The sequence below is a fragment of the Dysgonomonas sp. Marseille-Q5470 genome (assembly GCF_951230145.1).
Taxonomy (GTDB): Bacteria; Bacteroidota; Bacteroidia; order Bacteroidales; family Dysgonomonadaceae; genus Dysgonomonas.
This window is the reverse complement of record NZ_CATNVE010000004.1, coordinates 46,897-67,244: the sequence shown is the minus strand read 5'-3', so window position 1 is coordinate 67,244 and position 20,348 is coordinate 46,897. Positions and strand designations below refer to the sequence as shown.

Annotated in this window: 10 protein-coding genes; 2 read left to right on the top strand and 8 right to left on the bottom strand. The window is 39.4% G+C overall.

What is annotated here, in order from left to right:
• Positions 1-335: 335 nt before the first annotated feature.
• From QOX35_RS08880 to QOX35_RS08850, 7 genes are all read right to left on the bottom strand, one after another.
• Positions 336-2,831, bottom strand: a complete 2,496-nt coding sequence (locus QOX35_RS08880; protein ID WP_283686621.1) for a glutaminase domain-containing protein — start codon at positions 2,829-2,831, stop codon at positions 336-338.
• 28 nt (positions 2,832-2,859) lie between these two features.
• Entirely contained in the window at positions 2,860-5,034 is a 2,175-nt protein-coding gene (locus QOX35_RS08875; protein WP_283686619.1) for a hypothetical protein, read from the bottom strand.
• Between the two features lie 241 nt (positions 5,035-5,275).
• Positions 5,276-6,094, bottom strand: a complete 819-nt coding sequence (locus tag QOX35_RS08870) for a DUF3823 domain-containing protein (RefSeq protein ID WP_283686618.1) — start codon at positions 6,092-6,094, stop codon at positions 5,276-5,278.
• 23 nt (positions 6,095-6,117) lie between these two features.
• The gene (locus QOX35_RS08865; RefSeq protein ID WP_283686616.1) at positions 6,118-8,172 is read right to left on the bottom strand and encodes a RagB/SusD family nutrient uptake outer membrane protein; all 2,055 of its coding nucleotides are present in this window, start codon (positions 8,170-8,172) and stop codon (positions 6,118-6,120) included.
• A 38-nt stretch (positions 8,173-8,210) separates the two neighbouring features.
• On the bottom strand, positions 8,211-11,390 hold the full coding sequence (locus QOX35_RS08860) for a SusC/RagA family TonB-linked outer membrane protein (RefSeq protein WP_283686615.1): 3,180 nt from the start codon (positions 11,388-11,390) through the stop codon (positions 8,211-8,213).
• Between the two features lie 21 nt (positions 11,391-11,411).
• Complete coding sequence (locus QOX35_RS08855; protein WP_283686614.1) at positions 11,412-12,878, bottom strand: glycoside hydrolase family 76 protein; 1,467 nt, start codon at positions 12,876-12,878, stop codon at positions 11,412-11,414.
• 100 nt (positions 12,879-12,978) lie between these two features.
• Positions 12,979-14,781, bottom strand: coding sequence for a carboxypeptidase-like regulatory domain-containing protein (locus QOX35_RS08850; protein WP_283686613.1), 1,803 nt, complete (start codon positions 14,779-14,781; stop codon positions 12,979-12,981).
• A gap of 441 nt (positions 14,782-15,222) precedes the next feature.
• On the opposite strand from QOX35_RS08850, the gene QOX35_RS08845 reads away from it, so the two are divergent.
• A complete protein-coding gene (locus QOX35_RS08845) occupies positions 15,223-17,718 on the top strand; it encodes a Kelch repeat-containing protein (protein WP_283686612.1) in 2,496 nt (831 codons plus the stop codon).
• A 98-nt stretch (positions 17,719-17,816) separates the two neighbouring features.
• Here QOX35_RS08845 and QOX35_RS08840 read toward each other — a convergent pair whose 3' ends face one another.
• Positions 17,817-19,106, bottom strand: a complete 1,290-nt coding sequence (locus QOX35_RS08840; protein WP_135104494.1) for a UDP-N-acetylmuramoyl-tripeptide--D-alanyl-D-alanine ligase — start codon at positions 19,104-19,106, stop codon at positions 17,817-17,819.
• 268 nt (positions 19,107-19,374) lie between these two features.
• On the opposite strand from QOX35_RS08840, the gene cysK reads away from it, so the two are divergent.
• Positions 19,375-20,322 (top strand): cysteine synthase A, encoded by a 948-nt coding sequence (cysK, locus tag QOX35_RS08835; protein WP_283686611.1) that lies wholly within the window; start codon positions 19,375-19,377, stop codon positions 20,320-20,322.
• The last annotated feature ends 26 nt before the right edge of the window (positions 20,323-20,348 follow it).

Genomic DNA, 20,348 nt, shown 5'->3' with positions numbered 1-20,348 from the left:
AATACGACCTTATTCCGAATAGAAAAAAAGTTATTACAAATAATTTAGTATCCATACTTTACTTCTTTTTATTTAATAATCATATTTCTAAGATCAGTGAGGAACAAAAGGTGACAATTTTCAAAAACCACATCAAGCTATACAACAGTACCTTAACCCTAAAAAGGTGACAAAAGTGACACTTTTTATCTCATTTATTTCTGTCACCTTTTTATTGAACCTCTGTTCTTATATAGATAATTTTTTAGGATACTTGATAATAACGAACTCCAACAAAAAAAAGAAGGCTCACAAATAATTTGTGAACCCCCTTCCATGAAATAGTTGCCTAAAACCTATTTACTTCCTTTTAATTTTTCTTCCAGCATTTTGATATAATAGCCTCCGACTACCGAACGGGCCTTAAACCCTCTGTAGTTTGGCTTATCTGTAAATACCCAGTCGGACATCGGTATTCTGTCTACTGTTTCGTTCATAAACAAATGCAAAGGATCTATAAACTTCTCGAATGTCGCTTTATCATCAGCAAGCGTAGCAGTCCATATTATCCAGTCTGTCTTGGTATATGTTTCACGATTGTCGAGAGGTAGTCCGTATTTGTTTTGTTTGCCTAAATAGTAAGCGATTTCTTTCTGAGCCACTTCGTCAGGGAATATATTCATCTTTAGAAGCTTATTCCATACCAGATTATACTTCTGGCTCCATGTTCCCGGTTTGTCGAATGTAAGGCGATAATGATCTCCATCATCGGCCATCTTCATCCATTCCTGTGCCATTTCTTTAGCCTTAGCGGTATACTTTTCGGCAACATCTTTTTTCCCGAGCATATCCGCAAGCTTGCCATACGAAGCAACACCCATAATGGCCTTCACCGACAAATTCACATTGTGAGCAAAGTGACCGGCAAAGTCGTCTGTACACAACTGGTTCTCAGGATCGAGACCGTATTCCACAAGGTAATCTGTCCATGTAGTCAGTACATCCCAATGTTTCTCCGCATACTTGGCGTTGCCTTCCATTGCAGCGATAGCAGCTGTAAGAGCGAGCATATTACCTCCTTCTTCTATCGGCATGTCTCCCCCGTAGGTTTGTCCGTTAGCCAATGGATAAGTACCAACATCATGAGCAGGGAAAGGTTTTGTCCATTTACCGCTTTCGCTATAATAGAATATATGGTTCAATAGACCTTTAGCCAGTTCAGGATTGTAATACAAGAACAACGGCGCTGACGGATACGTTACATCCACTGTACCAATAGAGCCATTACTGTTGTTTTCTTTCGACAAGAATAGTAAATCACCATTCGGTGCTTTAACCAATTTGTGAGCTGTAATAGCTTGACGATATGCCAAAGCACAAAGCTCCGCATATTTCTTCCCTCCCGCCAGAGATGCTTTATCCATTAGCTCTTTGTCAAACGCATAACATTTCTCTATCAGTTTGTCGTATTCTTTATTTGCCGCGTGAAATTGTCCTGCGATAGTCTGATTGCCGTCCTGATTCCAATATGGACGAAGGTTATCTCCAAAGTATTGTATCGAATAAATATCATCATAACCAATCATTACTTTTCCTGAAAAGCTTTCGACAGAGCCCAGATTATGAGTCAAAGACATTTTCGACTTTTCATTTTCTCCTGTGGTTACTTGCCCGTCCTGAACGTTGTTGACGAAATTAGTTCTCAAAGTATTACTCTCTCCAATATTAACCGATACATTATTTTTTTCGGCTACCAAATAGAAATACCCCCAGTCGATGCGCAGATCGTCGCCTTTTTTAGCGAGTATATTCTGTTCCTTGCTTCCCGATTTAAGGAATAACAGGCCGTTATCTTCAAAGATCTGGCTTACAGACTCCTGATAAGGTTGATCAAGAGCCCAGCGTGGAGAAGCTTCGAAGTATACTTGTACATCATGAGCCTTTCCATCATTAGCCACAACCTGATAGGTAATGTAATTTACAGGACGAGTCAGTAGGTTCAAATCATCCATAAACAGAGGAGCAGAGAAAGTCAATTTCAGATCAACCTCGCCACAAACAAATGTGTAATGCGTCTGCGTGGCTTGCACATCTACAGACTTTTGCACAGCAGTTTTTTCGAGAGCTGTATGCATCTCTTTCTGTACCAGTAAACCAAAATCTAACAGACCGTTACCCACAGGGTTCTTACACTGAGCAGCTATCAAGTTATCCCCTTTCTTTAGTGCATTCACAACATCTGCCGACAATTTAATCATTGCATTTTTGTTGCATGTCGAACCTGTATTATGTACTTCAATACCATTGATGTAAAAAACGGCATCGTCATCATTCGAAAACTCCAGATAGATTTGTTTTCCTTGTACATCCTCATCTAAAACGATATGTCTTCTGACCCAGATATTTTCGGTTGTCCAATCTGTTTTAGCTGTAGGCTCATTTATTTTTGTACCGAATGCACCTTTATCTTTTTTCCAAGACGAATCGTTGAAATTATTATCTTTCCAGTTTGCTGCCGGTTGGGTAGTCGTATAGCTTCCATACCATTCGCCTTGCTCCGATGTTGGTACAAGGGGATCCAACTCTACATCTTCAGTACCCATAAAACGATAGGCAACGCCATCCACCTTTATGGCTCCTATAAGCGGAAAGTCTTTTCCTGTCCAGTGCTTTACAGCTCCATCGTACAGATTATCTGTCATAGACCACGCACTGGTGTATGGGTCTATTGTAACCAAAGGGTACGCTGGTGCTCTTAATTCATTTTTAACCACTTCATAATCTTTCACACCACTGCTTTTACATGCGAGTAAGCCAAACAGCGGAAGAAGATATAACACAATGCTCTTCATGCGATTTTCTTTTTGTTTTGTATATAATTTACCATTTAATATTAACAGATACTCCCTCAGGATTATTCTCAAATTCTAATAAATAAGTCTTGGTCTGCTGATCCCATGCATTAGCCAAGAATTCTTCTTTGCCGTTTACGGATACGCTCACAGGTTTTCGGGGTAATAAAACACGAGATGCATTCGTAGTATTTATAGGACTTTTTGCAACAAACGAATAAGAACCTTTACCTACCTTTTCTTCATATACACGGCATGCAGCGGCAAGCACCTGAGGACGTTGTTTGTTTGGCACCCTGTCTATATTCAGCAAGAACGCTTGTTCTCCCGGATTTACAGTCTTAGATTGGTATACAGGTAGCTTCGGATCAAATAAGTCAATGAAATTCCCTTTTATTATATAAGGCTCATTGCTCACGCTTTCGTCGAGCACGGCAACCAGATCATACGCTCCTCTTTGGAGATAGAAATTGTTTTTAAAGATCAGCTTCCCTGCATTTGCCTTTTGTTCGTACATTTTTTTCACTACATCGAGCAATTGCTTATCGTTATCGGCTTTTAGAACAAAGTCTTTCGGATCGGTTCTGATAATATAAACAGTTCCTTTTCCATAACTATATTCACCTTCTTTAGGCGACACGGCAATATTCATTTGCTCGAACAGATGGTTAGACGGAGCAGTATATTTATTGCCTCCTGTATTCCACCATTCCTGTACAGTCTGAAACGGATCGCTATCGAGCCCGCTATAAACCAACACACCTCCGGCCTTCACCCACTGAGCTATATATGTATGAGCTTCGGGAGACAAAGGTTTCATATTCGAATAAGACATAAGCAATACTTTCGTATCGGCTAATGCTTCTTTATAGCCTAAGTTTTCTATATGGGCTGTTTTCACAGGTATTCCTCGTTTAAGAAAAGGTAACGCTTGTCCGTAGAAATTTGCCAACTGAGGGTCTTCATATCCTGCGTGTGTAGGAAATCGCTGAAACATCAGTGAGTTGGCCATCAGCACGCTTATACCTCGCGAGCCTGTCACCTTATTATCAGACAAAGGCATGCTGTTCAGCGAGTTTACCATTATTTGCATTTGTGTAGAATAGTGCCTTGGTATTCTTTCCTTTTTGTCACTATTCGCACTTGTTCTGTAAAGTCCTTCATAAATACGTTCGGGCCAAGGCATTATTTCATAATCTGCAATATTGGGGTATAGCAATTGAGCGGTAAAGGTTGCCTGATAGTTCTTTTTGTAATCAGCCCAGTCTCTCGGCCAGTCTTCGATCGGATCGGTGAGGAAGAACATCTTTCTACCTGTGGGAGCAGTCATCGACTCCATCGAGCCATATTCGAGAAACGCTGTTTCGAAGACTCTCTCTTTTACTTTTCCATCAAAGTAGTTTGGTTCTCTTGACGTACCCGTCCATACTTGGGCTATATATCCGTCTACACAATCAAGAGACGCCAAACTTGCTTCAGGGCTAACTATCATCCATTGCGAATAATTAACCAGTGAGTGTGTGGGCACATAACACTTCACATCTATTCCCCGACTCTTACCATATTCTTTAGCGTATGTAAACACTTCTTTGAGTGCATTGTAATACAATTGATATTTTAGTTTATTGGCTAAGTATGTGTTTTCGGGAGACTCGTGTTGTGGTCTCCAGTCAAAACCATAATAGCTTTTCCATTCTCGTTTGAAGGCTTCACTATAGCCTGCACGAGCCCAGAATTCGGGTTCTTCCATAAATATGGCGTCAATGCCTGCATCGATCACCCGCTTTACATGTCTTTCTTTTATATATTTCAGGTAGTTCTGCGTAGGAACGATATAAGGAACCATATGTCCATGCCATATCGTATCTCCATTTTGCTGCACCTGACCTTCGTCCAGATGCATTTTGCCATCCCATTGTCCTGTAAAGTAGTCTTGGTATTCGCCCCAAGCTATGCCTGTCATGAAGTGAGCAATATAACCTCTGTCGCGCCACGATTGTACACGTTCTTCAAACGGTATTCTTTTCGATTTATCAGAAGGGTTTCCACCTACTCCATATACCATCACCGCATCGGCTCGGGTATCTATTGTTGGTCTCCACTCTCGTGAAGTCTGGAATGTGGTTTTAACATTGTCTTTGGTTTGAGCCCCCAGCTGAAGGCCAAGCCCCAAAAGGCATAAGATTAATACATTCTTTTTCATAATAAGGTAATAGCCAAGTTAATTTAATTTGTTTAAGATCAGTATCAAGTTACATAGAAGATAACTTTTTGCATAGAGAGCAAAGGCTTGTCAAAGGGCATTTTCTTTATATATTACAAACCTCATTAGTATACATCTGCAAATATAACCTGATTTAGGATAATAAATAAAAATTTAAGGTTTAAAGCCTAACCGGCAGGTCAATTACTTTAAACCTTAAATCTAATTTACTTTCTCTACATTATGGAATCATCACCTCCATTGGCTCATTATAATTCCATCTGCGTGTTCCACTTCCTTTCGGTGTATCGTAATTGATACGTGCAGCAGCACGAATAAATACAGTTCTTCCGGAAGGAATAGGCTTTTTGGGATTAGATTCGATCGTAATCGTTTGACCAAACAAAGAGTTAAAAGCTGAACCTGTATATTCTATTTGGTTCGACCATCTCTCGTCACGGGCACGGTATCCTACTGTTGACGAATAGCTGACGAACAACTGAATATCAGTCATATTCAAAAAGCTATTATTATAACTTCCCATCGGTTCTATTTTTGCACGGAAGTCTTCTTCAGACACAGCGCGCGTAACCTTAACCTTGGCTTTAATTATACCATTTGTAACAGTAGGCTCTTCTACCCATTCTACTTTGAGAAAAGGTTGAACTTCAAACTTAACCTTAGTTTTGCCCTTTATATCCATTGTTTTGGTATCGTCTGCCAAAAGAATGCCATCGGCTTCGCGGATGAGAGGAATAAAAGGTCCATCGATACGGATATTATAATTTCCTTTAAACAATTTTGTATTTCTAAACGATCCGTCAGGCATACAATAAAAATAAGGATTATGTAAAACATTATCGCCCCAACTAAGTTCTGTTAAACTCACACGGATACCTTCGCTACCTTGATCGGTAAGCACACGCTCGCCGGTAGCCACGTCTACTACTTCTCCTTCCAGTGTTTCGGCCGGCTCATCGTAATTGTCCATCTTGAACAAATCGCAGGAACTGAAAGATAGCAGTACGCATATTAAAGAATAAAATACTATTTTTTTCATATTCTGTGTTTTATTATTGCTCATTATCTATTTGGCTGTTGATCAATCACTAAGCTCTTAGCAACTTCTCCATTAGGGATTTCGAAATAATAATCGATCGGATTATACTCGAATGTTCTCAAACCTACCATTTGGAAATGGGCATCGAAGAAATATTTACCTGTTTGAGTAGAAAGGAACGGATACAATCCACGGAAACGATAACGAGAGTTATTGCTGTAAGCATCCTTATTCCGTGTTTCACCCCAAAAGCCATCACGTCCATCGTAATGTTGTACACGCCAGCGTCTCAAGTCCCATTTAGTCTTATGCTCAAATGCAAGTTCCTTACGTCTCTCTTTGCGCACAGTGTTGCGTCCTTCTACAGATGAAGTAAGGTTAGAAGTAAGCTTGGTTGCTCCTGCGCGTTCACGAATCTCGTTTACTGCATCTGTTGCTACTTTCAACAAGTCTGATCCGTCAGGAGACGGCTCTCCTGCCAATGACAATTCTACAGCAGCCTCTGCGGCATTGAGCAATACATCAGCATAACGCATCAGGATAAATGGTTGCTCCGATTTTCCTTCTGCTGCCACAAAAGCAGGGTCAGGATTTAGCCATTTACGTCCATAAAGCCCTGCCATTGCAGATTCTCCCTGATCGTAGAACGGACCATTTGCTCCGGAAGCTGTTATTGTTTGCCCATTGAATTCTACCTTTTCAGGATTTTCTGATTTTGGACTCAGATACAATGTCTTAGGTTTCTGTGTATAAACATCCAAATGCTGGTAATACGTTTCGGCATTAGCATACGAATAATCCTTGAACAAAGGCTTAACCGGTGTTGAGCCTGTGTATACTCCCGCACGAATTTCAATTTCTTTGCCCTTAAACATATCTCCCGGGAATATTACATAAGCACGTAATCTTGGCTCTGCATTTTTGAAGAAGTCCATTGGCTTGTCATACAATATATAATCACCGTTTGTATTCGATGTTCCTGTTGTTACCTTAACTGTTCCATCAGCGTAGCGAGCAAATCCGTCAAACAACTCAAGGAAGTCAAGAGTAGGACATGTTCCAGACGACAACGGCGCACGAAATATAAATGGTGCACTATAAGCATCATACCCGTGAGTTAGAGTTGGATACATATATTTTCTCACATAAATATTTTCTGGGCTTGAAAGGTCACTAAACATATCCACCATATTCTGGTATTGTGCTTCACGATCTGTAGCCGACCATTTTTTCTTATAGAGAGAATAGCCTCCGGTCTGCATTACTTCACGTGCGGCTTTATATGCTTCTTTGAAATATCTCTTGGATGCACTTTGCCATGTATCTTCACCGAAACCAATTACACGAACACCGGTCTTCTGACCAAAGCCGGTAAGGCGTCCTGTTACATTTTCGTTGTATTTAGCTACGCTCCCTGCATACAACATTGCTTCCGATTTGAAAGACAGAGCTACGTATTTGTTAGCATATCCGGACTTTGGACTGGTTGGGCTCAACAATGAAGCTGCCTGATCGAAGTCTGCTAGAATCTGATCCCATGTTTCCTCTTCGCTGGCACGTGGTACTTCGAGTGCCTCTTTATCATTCGGATACTGAATCACCTTTGTTACCAATGGAATTCCTCCAAAACGACGAGCCATAGCATAAAATACAAAGGCACGTACAAAGTATCCTTCTCCTAAATAATGATTGTATGTCTGTTCCTGAAACGAATCCTTATATTTAGGTAGTGTCTCAAGCAAATAATTGGCTTTGCGCAACAACGAAAATGCATTTCCCCAATAGGCTGTGCGTTCACCTGTGAAAGTCTTACATATACCGTCACGATTAAGGGCTTCTCCTGTTCCTTCTATACCCATAGATCCCAGCCATGAGTTGAATTCTACACCCCATTCGCCCATATATTTAAAATCCTCAAAAGGCATGTTGCTGTACATAGTCGCCATGTAAATATCCATACCCGATTCATTGGTAAGAAGGTCTTCGTCGGTTATCAGATTTTTTGGCGGAATATCTAGATCGTTGCAAGCAGCAAAGAATAACATGCTTAGCAAAGACAGTATTAATATTTTTTTCATATCTATCAAATTTATTATTTCGTTACTAATACAAGTTTTTAGAACGTAAGAGACATACCGACGGTGTACGTTTTATTGAGTGGATACAAACGTCCCAATTCATCATCCGGGTGCTCAGGGTCAACAAATTTCACTCCTGTTATAGTAAATAGGTTGTAAGCATTGGCAAACATGCGCAATCTCATAGACGACAATGCCTTTATCTTAGGCAATGTATACCCTAGTTCGATACTCTTTAGACGCAGATAAGCTGTGCTTACACGGTTGAACTCAGAATCTGGGTCAGGATAATGTCCTGTATAGCCATAGTAACCCGATACCCATTGTGTTGCCGGATCGTAAGGATCTGCAAACGGATCTACCGGATGCCAACGATCAAGGAACTGAGTAAGTGTACCACCACCATTGCTACCCCATATAGCATACAATGGTTCTTGGTATTTCATAGAACCAAGTGCTGATCCTTGCAACAATATATTCAGGTCGAAATTCTTGTATTCGAAATCAAAGTTGAAACTGTAATTCAACCACGGTGTTTGGTCATACGCATAAGGGTGTTTATCTAAATCACTTATTTCACCATCACCATTCCAGTCTACATATTTATAGTCGCCCGGTAAAAGTCCACGATCTTTATAGATCGGATAAGACCAGATATCTTTCCAGTTCTGATAACGTCCGGCAGAAGTATAACCGAACTGTACTCCCTGATAACGATTAGTCAAGTTGTCGCTACGCCATCTGTCGTACGAGTTTGCCCAAGGTCCTTTTTCGGAAGCGATCATGTGTTTTTGACGGGTAATTGTACTAATCGCTTTTACACGATATGAAAAATCATTTATCTTGTTACGGTGCGATAGTTCAAGATCTATACCGAAATGACGGTCACTGTCCAGATTTTCATTTGGAGCCTCAGCACCTACTACGGTAGGCAGATCTCCTTTGCGACGGGCAAACATACCTTCGCGACGACGATCAAAATAATCGGCGGCAAAACCAAACAATCCGTTCCATCCTTCAAAGTCTACCCCAACATCGAATGTGCGAGACTCGTACCAAGAAATGCCTACATTAGGAAGTGGCTTGGTAGATGCGGCAGAAATATATTTATCTCCGATGATGAATCCCGGTGCATACTGATTGTAATATCCCGATGCTGAGTTAGAGTTTGTAGCAGGATAGTTATATCCATTTGCCCACTCATAATTCCAATTACTAGACAAGTCATCTCCTAACACCCCGTAGCTAGCACGCAGTTTCAACTGATTTATAAATGACAAGGCAGAAACTGACTTGAAGAAAGGCTCTTCAGAGATACGCCATCCTGCCGATACAGAAGGGAAGAATCCCCATTGGTGTCCTTTTGCAAATTTAGAAGATCCATCGTAACGAAATTGGGCTTCGAGAATATAGCGGCTGCCATAAGCATAATTTATCCTACCTATCATTGCAGCATTAGCTTCTTCATAAAGGTCATTGTTGCCAATATTCATACCGCCCAACTGGTTTTCGTCAACACCTGCAAAAAGATAATCTGTAGAAAATGCAAGCTCACGCTGTGCATAGAAATTATCACCGGTACGCTTTTGTGTTTCCATACCAACTACTCCACCAAAAGTGTGCTCACCGAAAGTACGGTTGTAGTTCAATAATAGCTGGCTCAATATCTGTTGCTTATTATATGATTCGCGGCGAAGACGGCTTGGCGAACTGGCATTGAACAATGCCTGATCATAAGAACCGGTAACCTCATTGTATGCATACTGATAGTATTCTTTACGATATGCCTTATTGTTATCCATACGGTAATTGAAGCTCACTAACGCTTTTGCCGATAATCCTTTCAATACGGGAGCAACAACACCTAAATCGTAATTAAGCGATGCCGAAGATTGAAAATATTTTTGTTGATATTTTCTATATCCCGATATATCGGAAGTCATTTGTGCTACGGCATTTTCCTGCATTTCCAACCCTTGATAATTTAGCATTGTGTTTTCAGGGTCAGCATACGCCGGATTCAAAACACCTTGTCTCCAATAAGTACGAATGATATTTACAGCATCTGTATATGGATTGTTGCGCTCATCGGCAACACCGCTTAAATTAATATCAAAAGTTAATCCGTCAAGAATCTTAGTAGTAACGTTAGCTCGAAGATTATATTTATTATAATTAAGGTCGCCCGACTTAAAGAACCCTTCCTGATAGAAGTAACCCATACCTACATAGAACTGAGTTTTGTCATTACCACCGGTGATGCTTAGGTCATGTTGCGTTTGCGGTGCATAATTAGAGAATAATAAGTCTGTCCAATTCGTTGTGCGGCGAGTACCGTTGCGAAAAGCTTCAAAATCTTCCTCCTTATAGATGATGCTTCCTCCATTGATATTGTTCATCGACCTTTCGTTGTACAATGTCATAGTTTGGTAAGGGTCAGCAAGAACCGGCATACCCGATGGTTTTTGGAAAGTATATGTTCCATTGTAAGAAACTGATGTTTTTCCATCTTTCGATCCTTTTTTGGTAGTTACCAATACAACTCCATTTGCCGAACGAACCCCATATATAGCCGCCGAAGCATCTTTCAGAACAGAGATATCGTCAATATCATTTGCATTCAAACGTTGAAATTCTTCTGTAGTACTCGGAATACCATCAATAACCACCAATGGTGAACCTAGTCCGCGAATGTCAAAGTTGTTATTGAATGTACCCGGCTCAGCACTCTTTTGCCATACACGCACCCCGGCAATTTTACCGGTAAGCATATTCTGAGGGTTTTCGTTCTTGGTTTTCAACATCTCGTTCCCTTTGATGCCTGCCACAGCTCCGGTTAAAGTAACCTTCTTCTGTACGCCATAACCCACAACCACAACATCTTCGAGTGTGGTTTCGTCAACGGTCATTGCCACATTGATCAGGCTACGTCCGTTCACCTTCTCTTCTTTCGTTCCATATCCTAAGAACTTAAACACCAAAGTAGCATTTGCAGGGGCATCGATCGTATATTTACCATCTATATCTGTGATTGTACCAACAGTCGTATTCTTAATTGCTACACTCGCTCCGGTTACAGGCTCATTGTTTTCATCTGTAACTATACCCGATATGGTCTTGTTTTGAGCCCATAGCGAAGGCGCAAAGACAAGAAAGAGCATCATTAAAATGCAGGAACACAAAAATTGCATCCTTCTGGCATGATGTGTTTTTATCATAACAATATAAATTTAAGTTAGTTAATTTTTCTCCAATTCGTATCGTGCTAAGGTTGCGTATTCGGCAGCAAAAGCGAATGTAAACATCCCTTCGAGTCTGTTATTTACATTTTCGCGACTCCAACCAACCAGCAGATTTGCAGGAAGTAATCCTCTATAGAAGAAGTTATCGTATCCGTAATCCAAATTCTTCTGGAAGGTATCGATATATTGCGATGCGTTTTTGTAAGATGAGTATGCATCTACATATCCACGCATCAGTACGCCATTAAACCAGTTCTTGAAACCAATCAGGTCGTAGGTATAGTATCCCGGAACATTAAGACCAAGTTTTGCAAAATATTTGAAACTTGCATCCGATAGTTTTTTTCCATCTTCCAGATATACATTTTCCCCTGTTGCACGATACAGATCGGCTGCGCCTGAAATCATCGAACCGCAATTGTACGAATAAGGAGTCCCTGTACGATCGCGCAGATTGGTGTGCTTGCGATATTTTACCCCATTTACGGTTTCGTATGCCACATCACAGTTAGGGTCGCAACCACCCATCATATCATGGTATACACCATCTTCACGCAAGAGGTTTGTTTTTTGCCAGTCATAAACTGCTTTAGCAAATTTCAGATAGTAGTCGCTCTTTTTCACAGTTGCTGATTTACGGCTATTATCTGTAGCAATATACTTATAGGTAATTTCATCATTCTTACCTTTATAGAGCTCCGACAGCCAAACTAACGGACTAACCACAGGACCGTTGCTACACGAGTGTTTTGTTACATAACCGGGACCCCAAGGGATACCACCATATTCTTTACCATTGCTGTCGAGAACACAGTCCCAACCATCGAGCACGTATTCTGTCAGATACTCGGCTTCTGTGAGATAAGTATTATTTCCGGTAAGCTTATATGCTTCCAGTAATTCACGTATCAGCCACTGCTGGTCGTCATATACGTTGTGTATACCCTCTACCAGTGCCGTTCCTTTGGCATTGCCTCTATCTACGCCGTATACAGACCAGTCTTTAGTCTGCGTATATGAAGTTAGACTAAATGTTCCTTTATAATACGCGGCATTGGTATACAGCTTGTTCAACAATTCGGTATAGCGGTTGAAATTCTTATCATAAAGTTCGGCTTTGCCTTTCTCCTTGTGAGCTTTCAACCCATGTAATATTGCATTCACAGCCTCGATAGAGCTGGTGTACATCCATACACTTCCCTTTTCGTCAGAGCCGTCTCTATTCGCATTGGATTTAGTATAAGGATTATAAAATCTCGACATTGCCATTCCTTCGCCTTTGAAATGATAAAGCATTGCACTATCTACCATTTGCATAGCACGAAGGATGTTCTGCTCAGCAAGATTATCGGAAGTAATAGTTCCCGGTTTTTTGCCTCCTCCATTGTCTATTTCGGGATTATCGCTGCATGCAACGGTTATTACCAACAAAGAACAAAGAATAGTTGTTACTATTTTTTTCATTTTTTCTATTTTTCTTGTATCTCAGTGTACTCTCTGCATAGACAATACTTTTTATAGTACTGCCTTACGCAGAGGATTCACTAAGGCCACAACATTTTTATTAATTTAGATTGATACTATAGAATACCAGCTTGCTTTCGTCACCGTTGCTTTCACCTTTGTATACGCCGAACACCAATACTACATTGTTGCCGTTGAACTGTGACAGATCGTATACAAATGAAGCATAAGCTTCAGGTTCACCGGCTCCACCCGCACCGTGTTTGAATTTCCAACAGCCATCTGCGGCAGCGGAAGCTTCTTGAGCGGTATTAGATTTTGGAGCGACATGCACAACTGTTCCGTCTTCTTTGATTGCAGTCAGCTTAAAGAATGTATAGTTACTTCCAAAGTTACGAGTCTTCAATGTCAGCTGATTATTACCTGCTCCTATCGCAAACTTAGAATAGAAGTATGCTTCGGGCTCTTTGGTATTAACAGCAGTGCCTGAACCTCTGGTCTTAATCAAGTAACCTTCGGAAGGGAATACTTCAGGATCTTTATGAAGAGGAACAAAAGCCCATTCAAACGCTATATGAGAATTTTCGCGCCATGAACGATAAGCAGCTTTATAGTTATCTCTACCACCACTTACTTTACTTATTCCACTAAATGATTTCTTTGGATGTACCATCGTAGAGCGTACCATTTCCTGAGTAAGCTTCCATCCATCTACGACATCTGTTCCCGGTAACCAATCCCAGTTTTCTACTTTTTTATCAGCAAAACGGATAGCACGAAGAACTAATTGTTTCCAATAATCACCTGTTTTTTGTCTATAGATACCAACAGCCACGATCACTTCTTTACCGACATATGCACTCAAATCGAAATCATAGTCAGCATAATTACCAGAGCCATGAGTCTTTGTATCTCCTATTTTCACATTAGTAGGTTCTGCTGCCGAAAGATCGATAACCTGTACTCCAAAATAGGCTGGAGAAGCCTCATCAGCATCATGGGTACGTACTCTAAGAGAAAGTATTTTATTATCCTCTGTTATTTTTTTACTACCGTATACAAAAGAGTCAAAAACATCAAGATTAGCCGGATTGTTTCGCTCATCACCAGAATTTCGGATTTGTAATGTTGTCCCCTCATTCTGCTCATCCCAAGCTCCTCTTAAGTCAAGGGCACACATGTAATCGCCAGACCAATCCCAGTGAGGATATGCATCGCCATTACGTCCACCACGATATTCATTGTAATACCACTTATCGGCAGTTGCCAAATCTTCAGCGGTTAAACCTCGCAGTAATTCAACACCGCCCATTCTGAGGTCTACAGTTGCTACTCCATCAACGAAATCACTTTCGTTTAGTGTTTTGGTTATTGTTACATAGTCTGTTTTGGTAAATGTTACTGTATAAGTTCCTTTTACCAAATCTTCGATAACAAACTTACCATCACTCCCCGATGTTGCAGAAACATCAGCACTTATGCTAACAACAACTCCGGCAAGAGGTGCACCACCATTTTTAGCATCAGTAAGCGTACCTACTATTTTAGAATCCGCATTTACCATTTTCACACTTGTAGATGCTACTTTGTTGGCATCGAATTTACCGGCAGTAATAGTTACACTAATTGTTTGAAATCCCTTCTTTGAGAATTTTACCGAATGGGAATCAATAGATACGTTCTGGGCAGTATATTTGCCGTCACTTCCTGTTGTCACCGTTTCCTCTACACCCGATATGGTAACAGTAACACCACTAATAGGAGCATCCATCTCATCTAATACAATCCCCGTAACAGTGCCATAATCGACATGTTCCGATTCATCATCATTACATGAGGTTGCTATAGATACTACGCCGCCAAGCATAGCTACGAACAGAAATGTTCGCAAAATTTTCTTCATTAAAATCATGTTATAAAAGTTAAGAGTTAACATTAATTAGAAACATCAATGTACATAGGCTGATTTTTGGTTGGTTGATTAATAGATTTTGGTTATTAAATTATTTTTCTTTCATGATATGGCTCGACATACGTATTGCCCGCTATCATTTTTACCAAAGATTGGCGCTCGAAGGTTAATTATTGGGTTAAATTTGGGTTATTAAGTAAAAAAAAACATTAATCTTATGCTTTTTACCTTATTATGTGCACATTATAAGAAATCTTAAAAAACCAGTTAAAACGGTATTAAAAGGGAATCTCTTTCTATTAAAAAGATTTTAATATCTTTATATCTTGATAAGACACCTCTACCCCTTCTCCATTTATCACAAAACAGAGTATTACAATAGAGGTCACCCGGAAACAATCTTATTAACTTGAAAATTGTATTTTCTATCCCATGAAACTGTATCTATATATATTTTTCATACTTAGTTGTTTTTATTCACAAACAGCCTTATCTCAAGGTCTAAAATTTTGTGGAGGGGAACAATCTATAGATAAAAGAACCTCTTACGATGTTTTCAAAAATTCATCCGTTGCCTTTTCCAACTATTTCAATATTGACTTTAAGATAGCCCTTTATCCTGCAAAAGAAATTGGATACATTCTTCGTATAAAAAATGAGAAATCCGATAAAATCTATAATTTATTTTATGACGGACAAGGCAGTAGTTTTGTATTCAAATTCAATGAAGAAGGGCGAAGCAGCTTGATCACAGCCGAACTAAATAAAGAAGAACAGCTTGATAAGCATTGGCTCAGAATGATAATATCATTTGATCTAAAGAGTGATTCGATAAGATTAACTGTAAATGACAGAGTATTTAGAGCTGTAGCCTCAGGGCTTCCGGAAAAATACTATCCGATTATTCTCTTTGGTAAAAGCGACCACATTATCGATACTCCTTCTTTTGCAATCAAAGAGCTCTCGGTTGGGAATAATGAGAAATATATATTCCCTTTAAGAGAGAATGAGGGAAGTATAGTACACGATTCGAAGGGGAAGGCATTGGGAGAAGTATTAAATCCACAATGGCTGATAAATGATGCTTATCACTGGAGCTTTAAGACTTCATTCAAATCCGAAACTGTAGCCGGAGCAAACTACAACGTAAGAAAGAAAGAAATATATTATTTCAACAGGGATGCGATATCTATATATAATGTAAGATCGGGCGAAACAAGAACAAAAGTCTTCGATGAAAAATGTCCGGTAAACCTTGCTTTGGGTACAAACTTCATAGACACGAAAAACAATAGACTATATGCATATGAGGTGTATCACAATATAACGGATGAACAGCCCATGATTGCCAGTTTGAATCTGGATACCTATCAATGGACAACAGAAAGTACTGAGCGACTTCCCAGACAACTACATCATCATGGGGCTTACTACGATTCTTCAACGGATAAATACACCATATTTGGAGGATTCGGCAATATGTATTATAGTAAGAACTTTTATTGTTTCGACCTAAACGAGAGAAAATGGTCAACACTCGATGGCTTTAGCGGAGATACAATACTTCCTCGTTACTTTTCGTCAGTAGGATATCTGAAGAAAACAAATTCCATATATGTATTCGGAGGGATGGGCAACGAATCGGGCGAACAGGTGGTAGGACGAAAATATTTCTATGATCTGCATAAAGTTGATTTAAATACAAAACATATTACAAAGCTCTGGGAAATTCCATGGGATAAAAACAATGTAGTACCTGTACGGGGAATGGTTATCCTTGATGATTCTTGTTTTTATACATTGTGCTACCCGGAGCATTTTTCGAAGTCATTTCTACAATTATACCGCTTCTCGCTGAAAGACGGGAGTTATGAAATACTAGGAGACTCGATTCCGATATATTCAGATAAGATTACAACAAATGCTAATTTGTATTACGACCATCAGCTAAACAACCTGTATGCAATTGTACAGGAGTTTGCCGATGATGTATCTTCCGATCTTAAGGTTTATTCGTTAGCATTCCCACCCATTACAGCAGACGATCTTACCAATTATCCCAAAGAAGAATCAGGTATTATTGTTTTAATAATTATCGGCCTAACTTGTATATGTATCTCTATTATAGGGTATCTTATATATCGGAGGTTTGTTCAGAAAAATAAGAACAGCAGAAACAGCAGCCAAACATTAAGAATGCTGAACAACGATAAAGAAAGAATTGATAAGCCTAATTCCATTTATCTATTCGGTGAGTTTACTGTACGCGATAGAAACAATAAAGATATTACCTATATGTTCAGTACAAAGCTAAGGCAAATGTTCTTTCTTGTTCTGCAATATAGTATCGAAGACGGTATCACCTCTCAACGACTTAGCAACCTCATATGGCCCGACAAACCCGAAGATAAAGTAAAAAATTCAAGAGGAGTTACTATCAATCATTTAAGGAAAGCACTAGGTGAATTGGATGGAATTGAGTTTGTATATGACAAAGGCTATTTTAAAATAGTATTAACCGACGAATGTTATTGCGACTTTGTAAGATGCATTCAAATCATATCTACCGGTATAGAAGAAAACAGAGAAGAATTAATAGAGATATTAACACGTGGAAAATTCCTAAGATCTTCAGATCAGGCTCTTTTTGATACATTCAAGATAGATATGGAACATAAACTGGAACCTGTATTATTAATAGAAATCGAAAAAAGCTTTACCACGGAGGCCTACCAGACAACGATAAATCTAACAGAGGCATTGTTCAATATAGACCCGTTGAACGACGAGGCCTTAGTTTTCCAGACCAAAGCTTTACAAAGATTAAAGCTAAATGAAGAGGCTCGCATCCGCTATCAGGCATTTGTGGTAGAATATAAGAAAACAATGGGTAGTGACTATCCTCATCCTTATAAGGATTTGATTTAAGATACTCAAACTCTATTCTGTTCAAAAAATCAATCAAGTATATAAATAGAAAAAGATCCCCAAATGAGGATCTTTTTCTATTATATTATATTATCTTTTTATAGCATGTCAATACATTTCTCAAGTTGTACTCCCCTCGAGCCTTTGAGTAATATGTAACTATCTTCAACCGGATCTTTTTCGAGATATTCTTTCAGGTGGTCAAGATTTTTAAATCTCGGATACTTTGTTTTTACCCTGCTGAAATTATCTCCGATAAACATAACCCTGTCAAAGTTATGATCGCTTATATAATCTGCAATCTTCTGATGCTCCATATCTGTATCAGGTCCCAGCTCCTTCATATCTCCAAGGATAAGAACCTTATGATTTACATCCATATGGTCAAAATTTTCGAGAGCGGCATGCATACTTGTCGGATTGGCATTGTATGCATCTATTATAAGCATGTTTTTTTCTGTCTTTTTTAGTTGCGAGCGGTTATTAGTCGGCACATACTCCTCTATCGCTTTACATATCAAAGAAGCCTTTACCCCAAGATACTTGCCAATAGTTATTGCAGCCAATGCATTAGAGAGATTGTACTCTCCTATCATATTTGTTTGCACCTTATTCCGTTTATTCCCAAATTTCCATTCCAATGCAAGGAAAGGACTGATAGATGTTACTTTTCCTGAAATAAATAAATCTTCCTCCAATCCGTAATATATAGACGTTATCCCTTCCGACATTTCACGTAAGAGCAAATTGCTGTAGTCTATAAATATCTTCCCATCTTTGGTACTGCGGATAAATTCATACAACTCCCCTTTGGCCTTCACCACATTTTCGAACGAACCAAACCCCTCGATATGTGCATGTCCCAGATTGGTAATGAGCCCATAGTTAGGCAAAGCCATCTCGGCAAGAAAGCGGATTTCACCTACATGGCTCGCTCCCATTTCCACAATCACAATCTCGTGTTCTTTTTTTATCCTCAGCAAGGTTAGCGGGACTCCGATATGATTATTCAGGTTTCCCTGAGTTGCCAATACATTATACTCCTGAGACAAAACAGAATAAATCAACTCTTTTGTAGTTGTTTTTCCGTTTGTTCCGGTGATAGCGATAATTGGCTTTTTTATAAATTGTTTCCGGTGATGGCGGGCTAATTCTTGTAGTGTTTCCAGACTGTCTTTTACCAATATTATATTCGGTCTGGTTGCGTATCTCTCTTCATCAACAACAGCATAGGCACAGCCCTGATCGATTGCTTTTTCAGCGTATTCATTCCCGTTAAAATTTGCACCTTTTAATGCAAAAAATATTGAATCTTTAGGACTATTACGTGTATCAGTTGAAATTTCCGGGTATTTCTTATATATATTATATAGATCTGATATCTCCATAGCGTTTATACAAATTTATTGTTTCCTTTCAAACGTTTATTAATGTATTACTTTTTAGATTTGTAAAGTTCCACAAGATTTGCTTAAAGCACTACGAATATACGTTAATAATTTCTATCAAACATTCTTCTTAACGTTTTTTACTTTATCAAATATCTCAGCAAAATATACCATAAACATGGTATCAAAATACCTTACTTTAGCGATTTTATATGTACCTCAAAGTATGTACCTTTGTATCAATAATTAAACAAACAAATCAACGGTTATGGGAAAAATTGCAAAAAAATTAACTGATCTTATCGGAAACACTCCGCTATTGGAGCTATCGAATTATAATAAGAAACATGGAGTAGATGCTCATGTAATTGCTAAATTGGAATATTTCAATCCGGCATCGAGCGTCAAAGACCGTATTGCAAATGCGATGATAGAAGATGCAGAGGCATCGGGACTACTTCACCCCGACAGCGAACTGATAGAACCAACCAGCGGAAACACAGGGATAGGGCTTGCTTTTGTAGCTGCGGCAAAAGGCTATAAGCTTACATTAACAATGCCTGAAACTATGAGTATAGAGCGTAGGAATCTACTTAAAGCACTTGGTGCAAATATTGTTCTTACTCCGGGCCCCGATGGCATGAAAGGTGCTATAGCAAAAGCCGAAGAACTACAAAGACAAAACCCGAAAGGAGTTCTTCTTCAACAATTTGCGAATCCTGCAAACCCTGCAATACATAAAAAAACGACTGCTGAAGAAGTCTGGCGTGACACCGATGGTAAGGTCGACATCTTTGTAGCGGGAGTTGGTACAGGCGGAACTGTAAGCGGTGTAGGTGAAGTTTTGAAAAAATACAATCCAAATGTGCAAATAGTGGCTGTAGAGCCAACAGACTCACCTGTATTATCAGGAGGTAAACCCGGCCCGCACAAAATACAAGGTATAGGAGCAGGCTTTGTTCCAAAAACATACAATGACTCTGTTGTAGATGAAATCATTCAGGTAAGTAATGACGATGCCATCCGCACAAGCCGTGAACTGGCTCGCGAAGAAGGTCTATTGGTAGGTATATCTTCGGGCGCAGCAGCGTATGCAGCTACACTGTTAGCGAAAAAGCCTGAAAACAAAGGTAAGAATATCGTTGTAATCCTTCCCGATACAGGAGAGCGTTATCTGTCTACAGTATTGTATGCTTTCGAAGAATATCCACTTTAATCAACATAATACGATCTTAAAGGTTA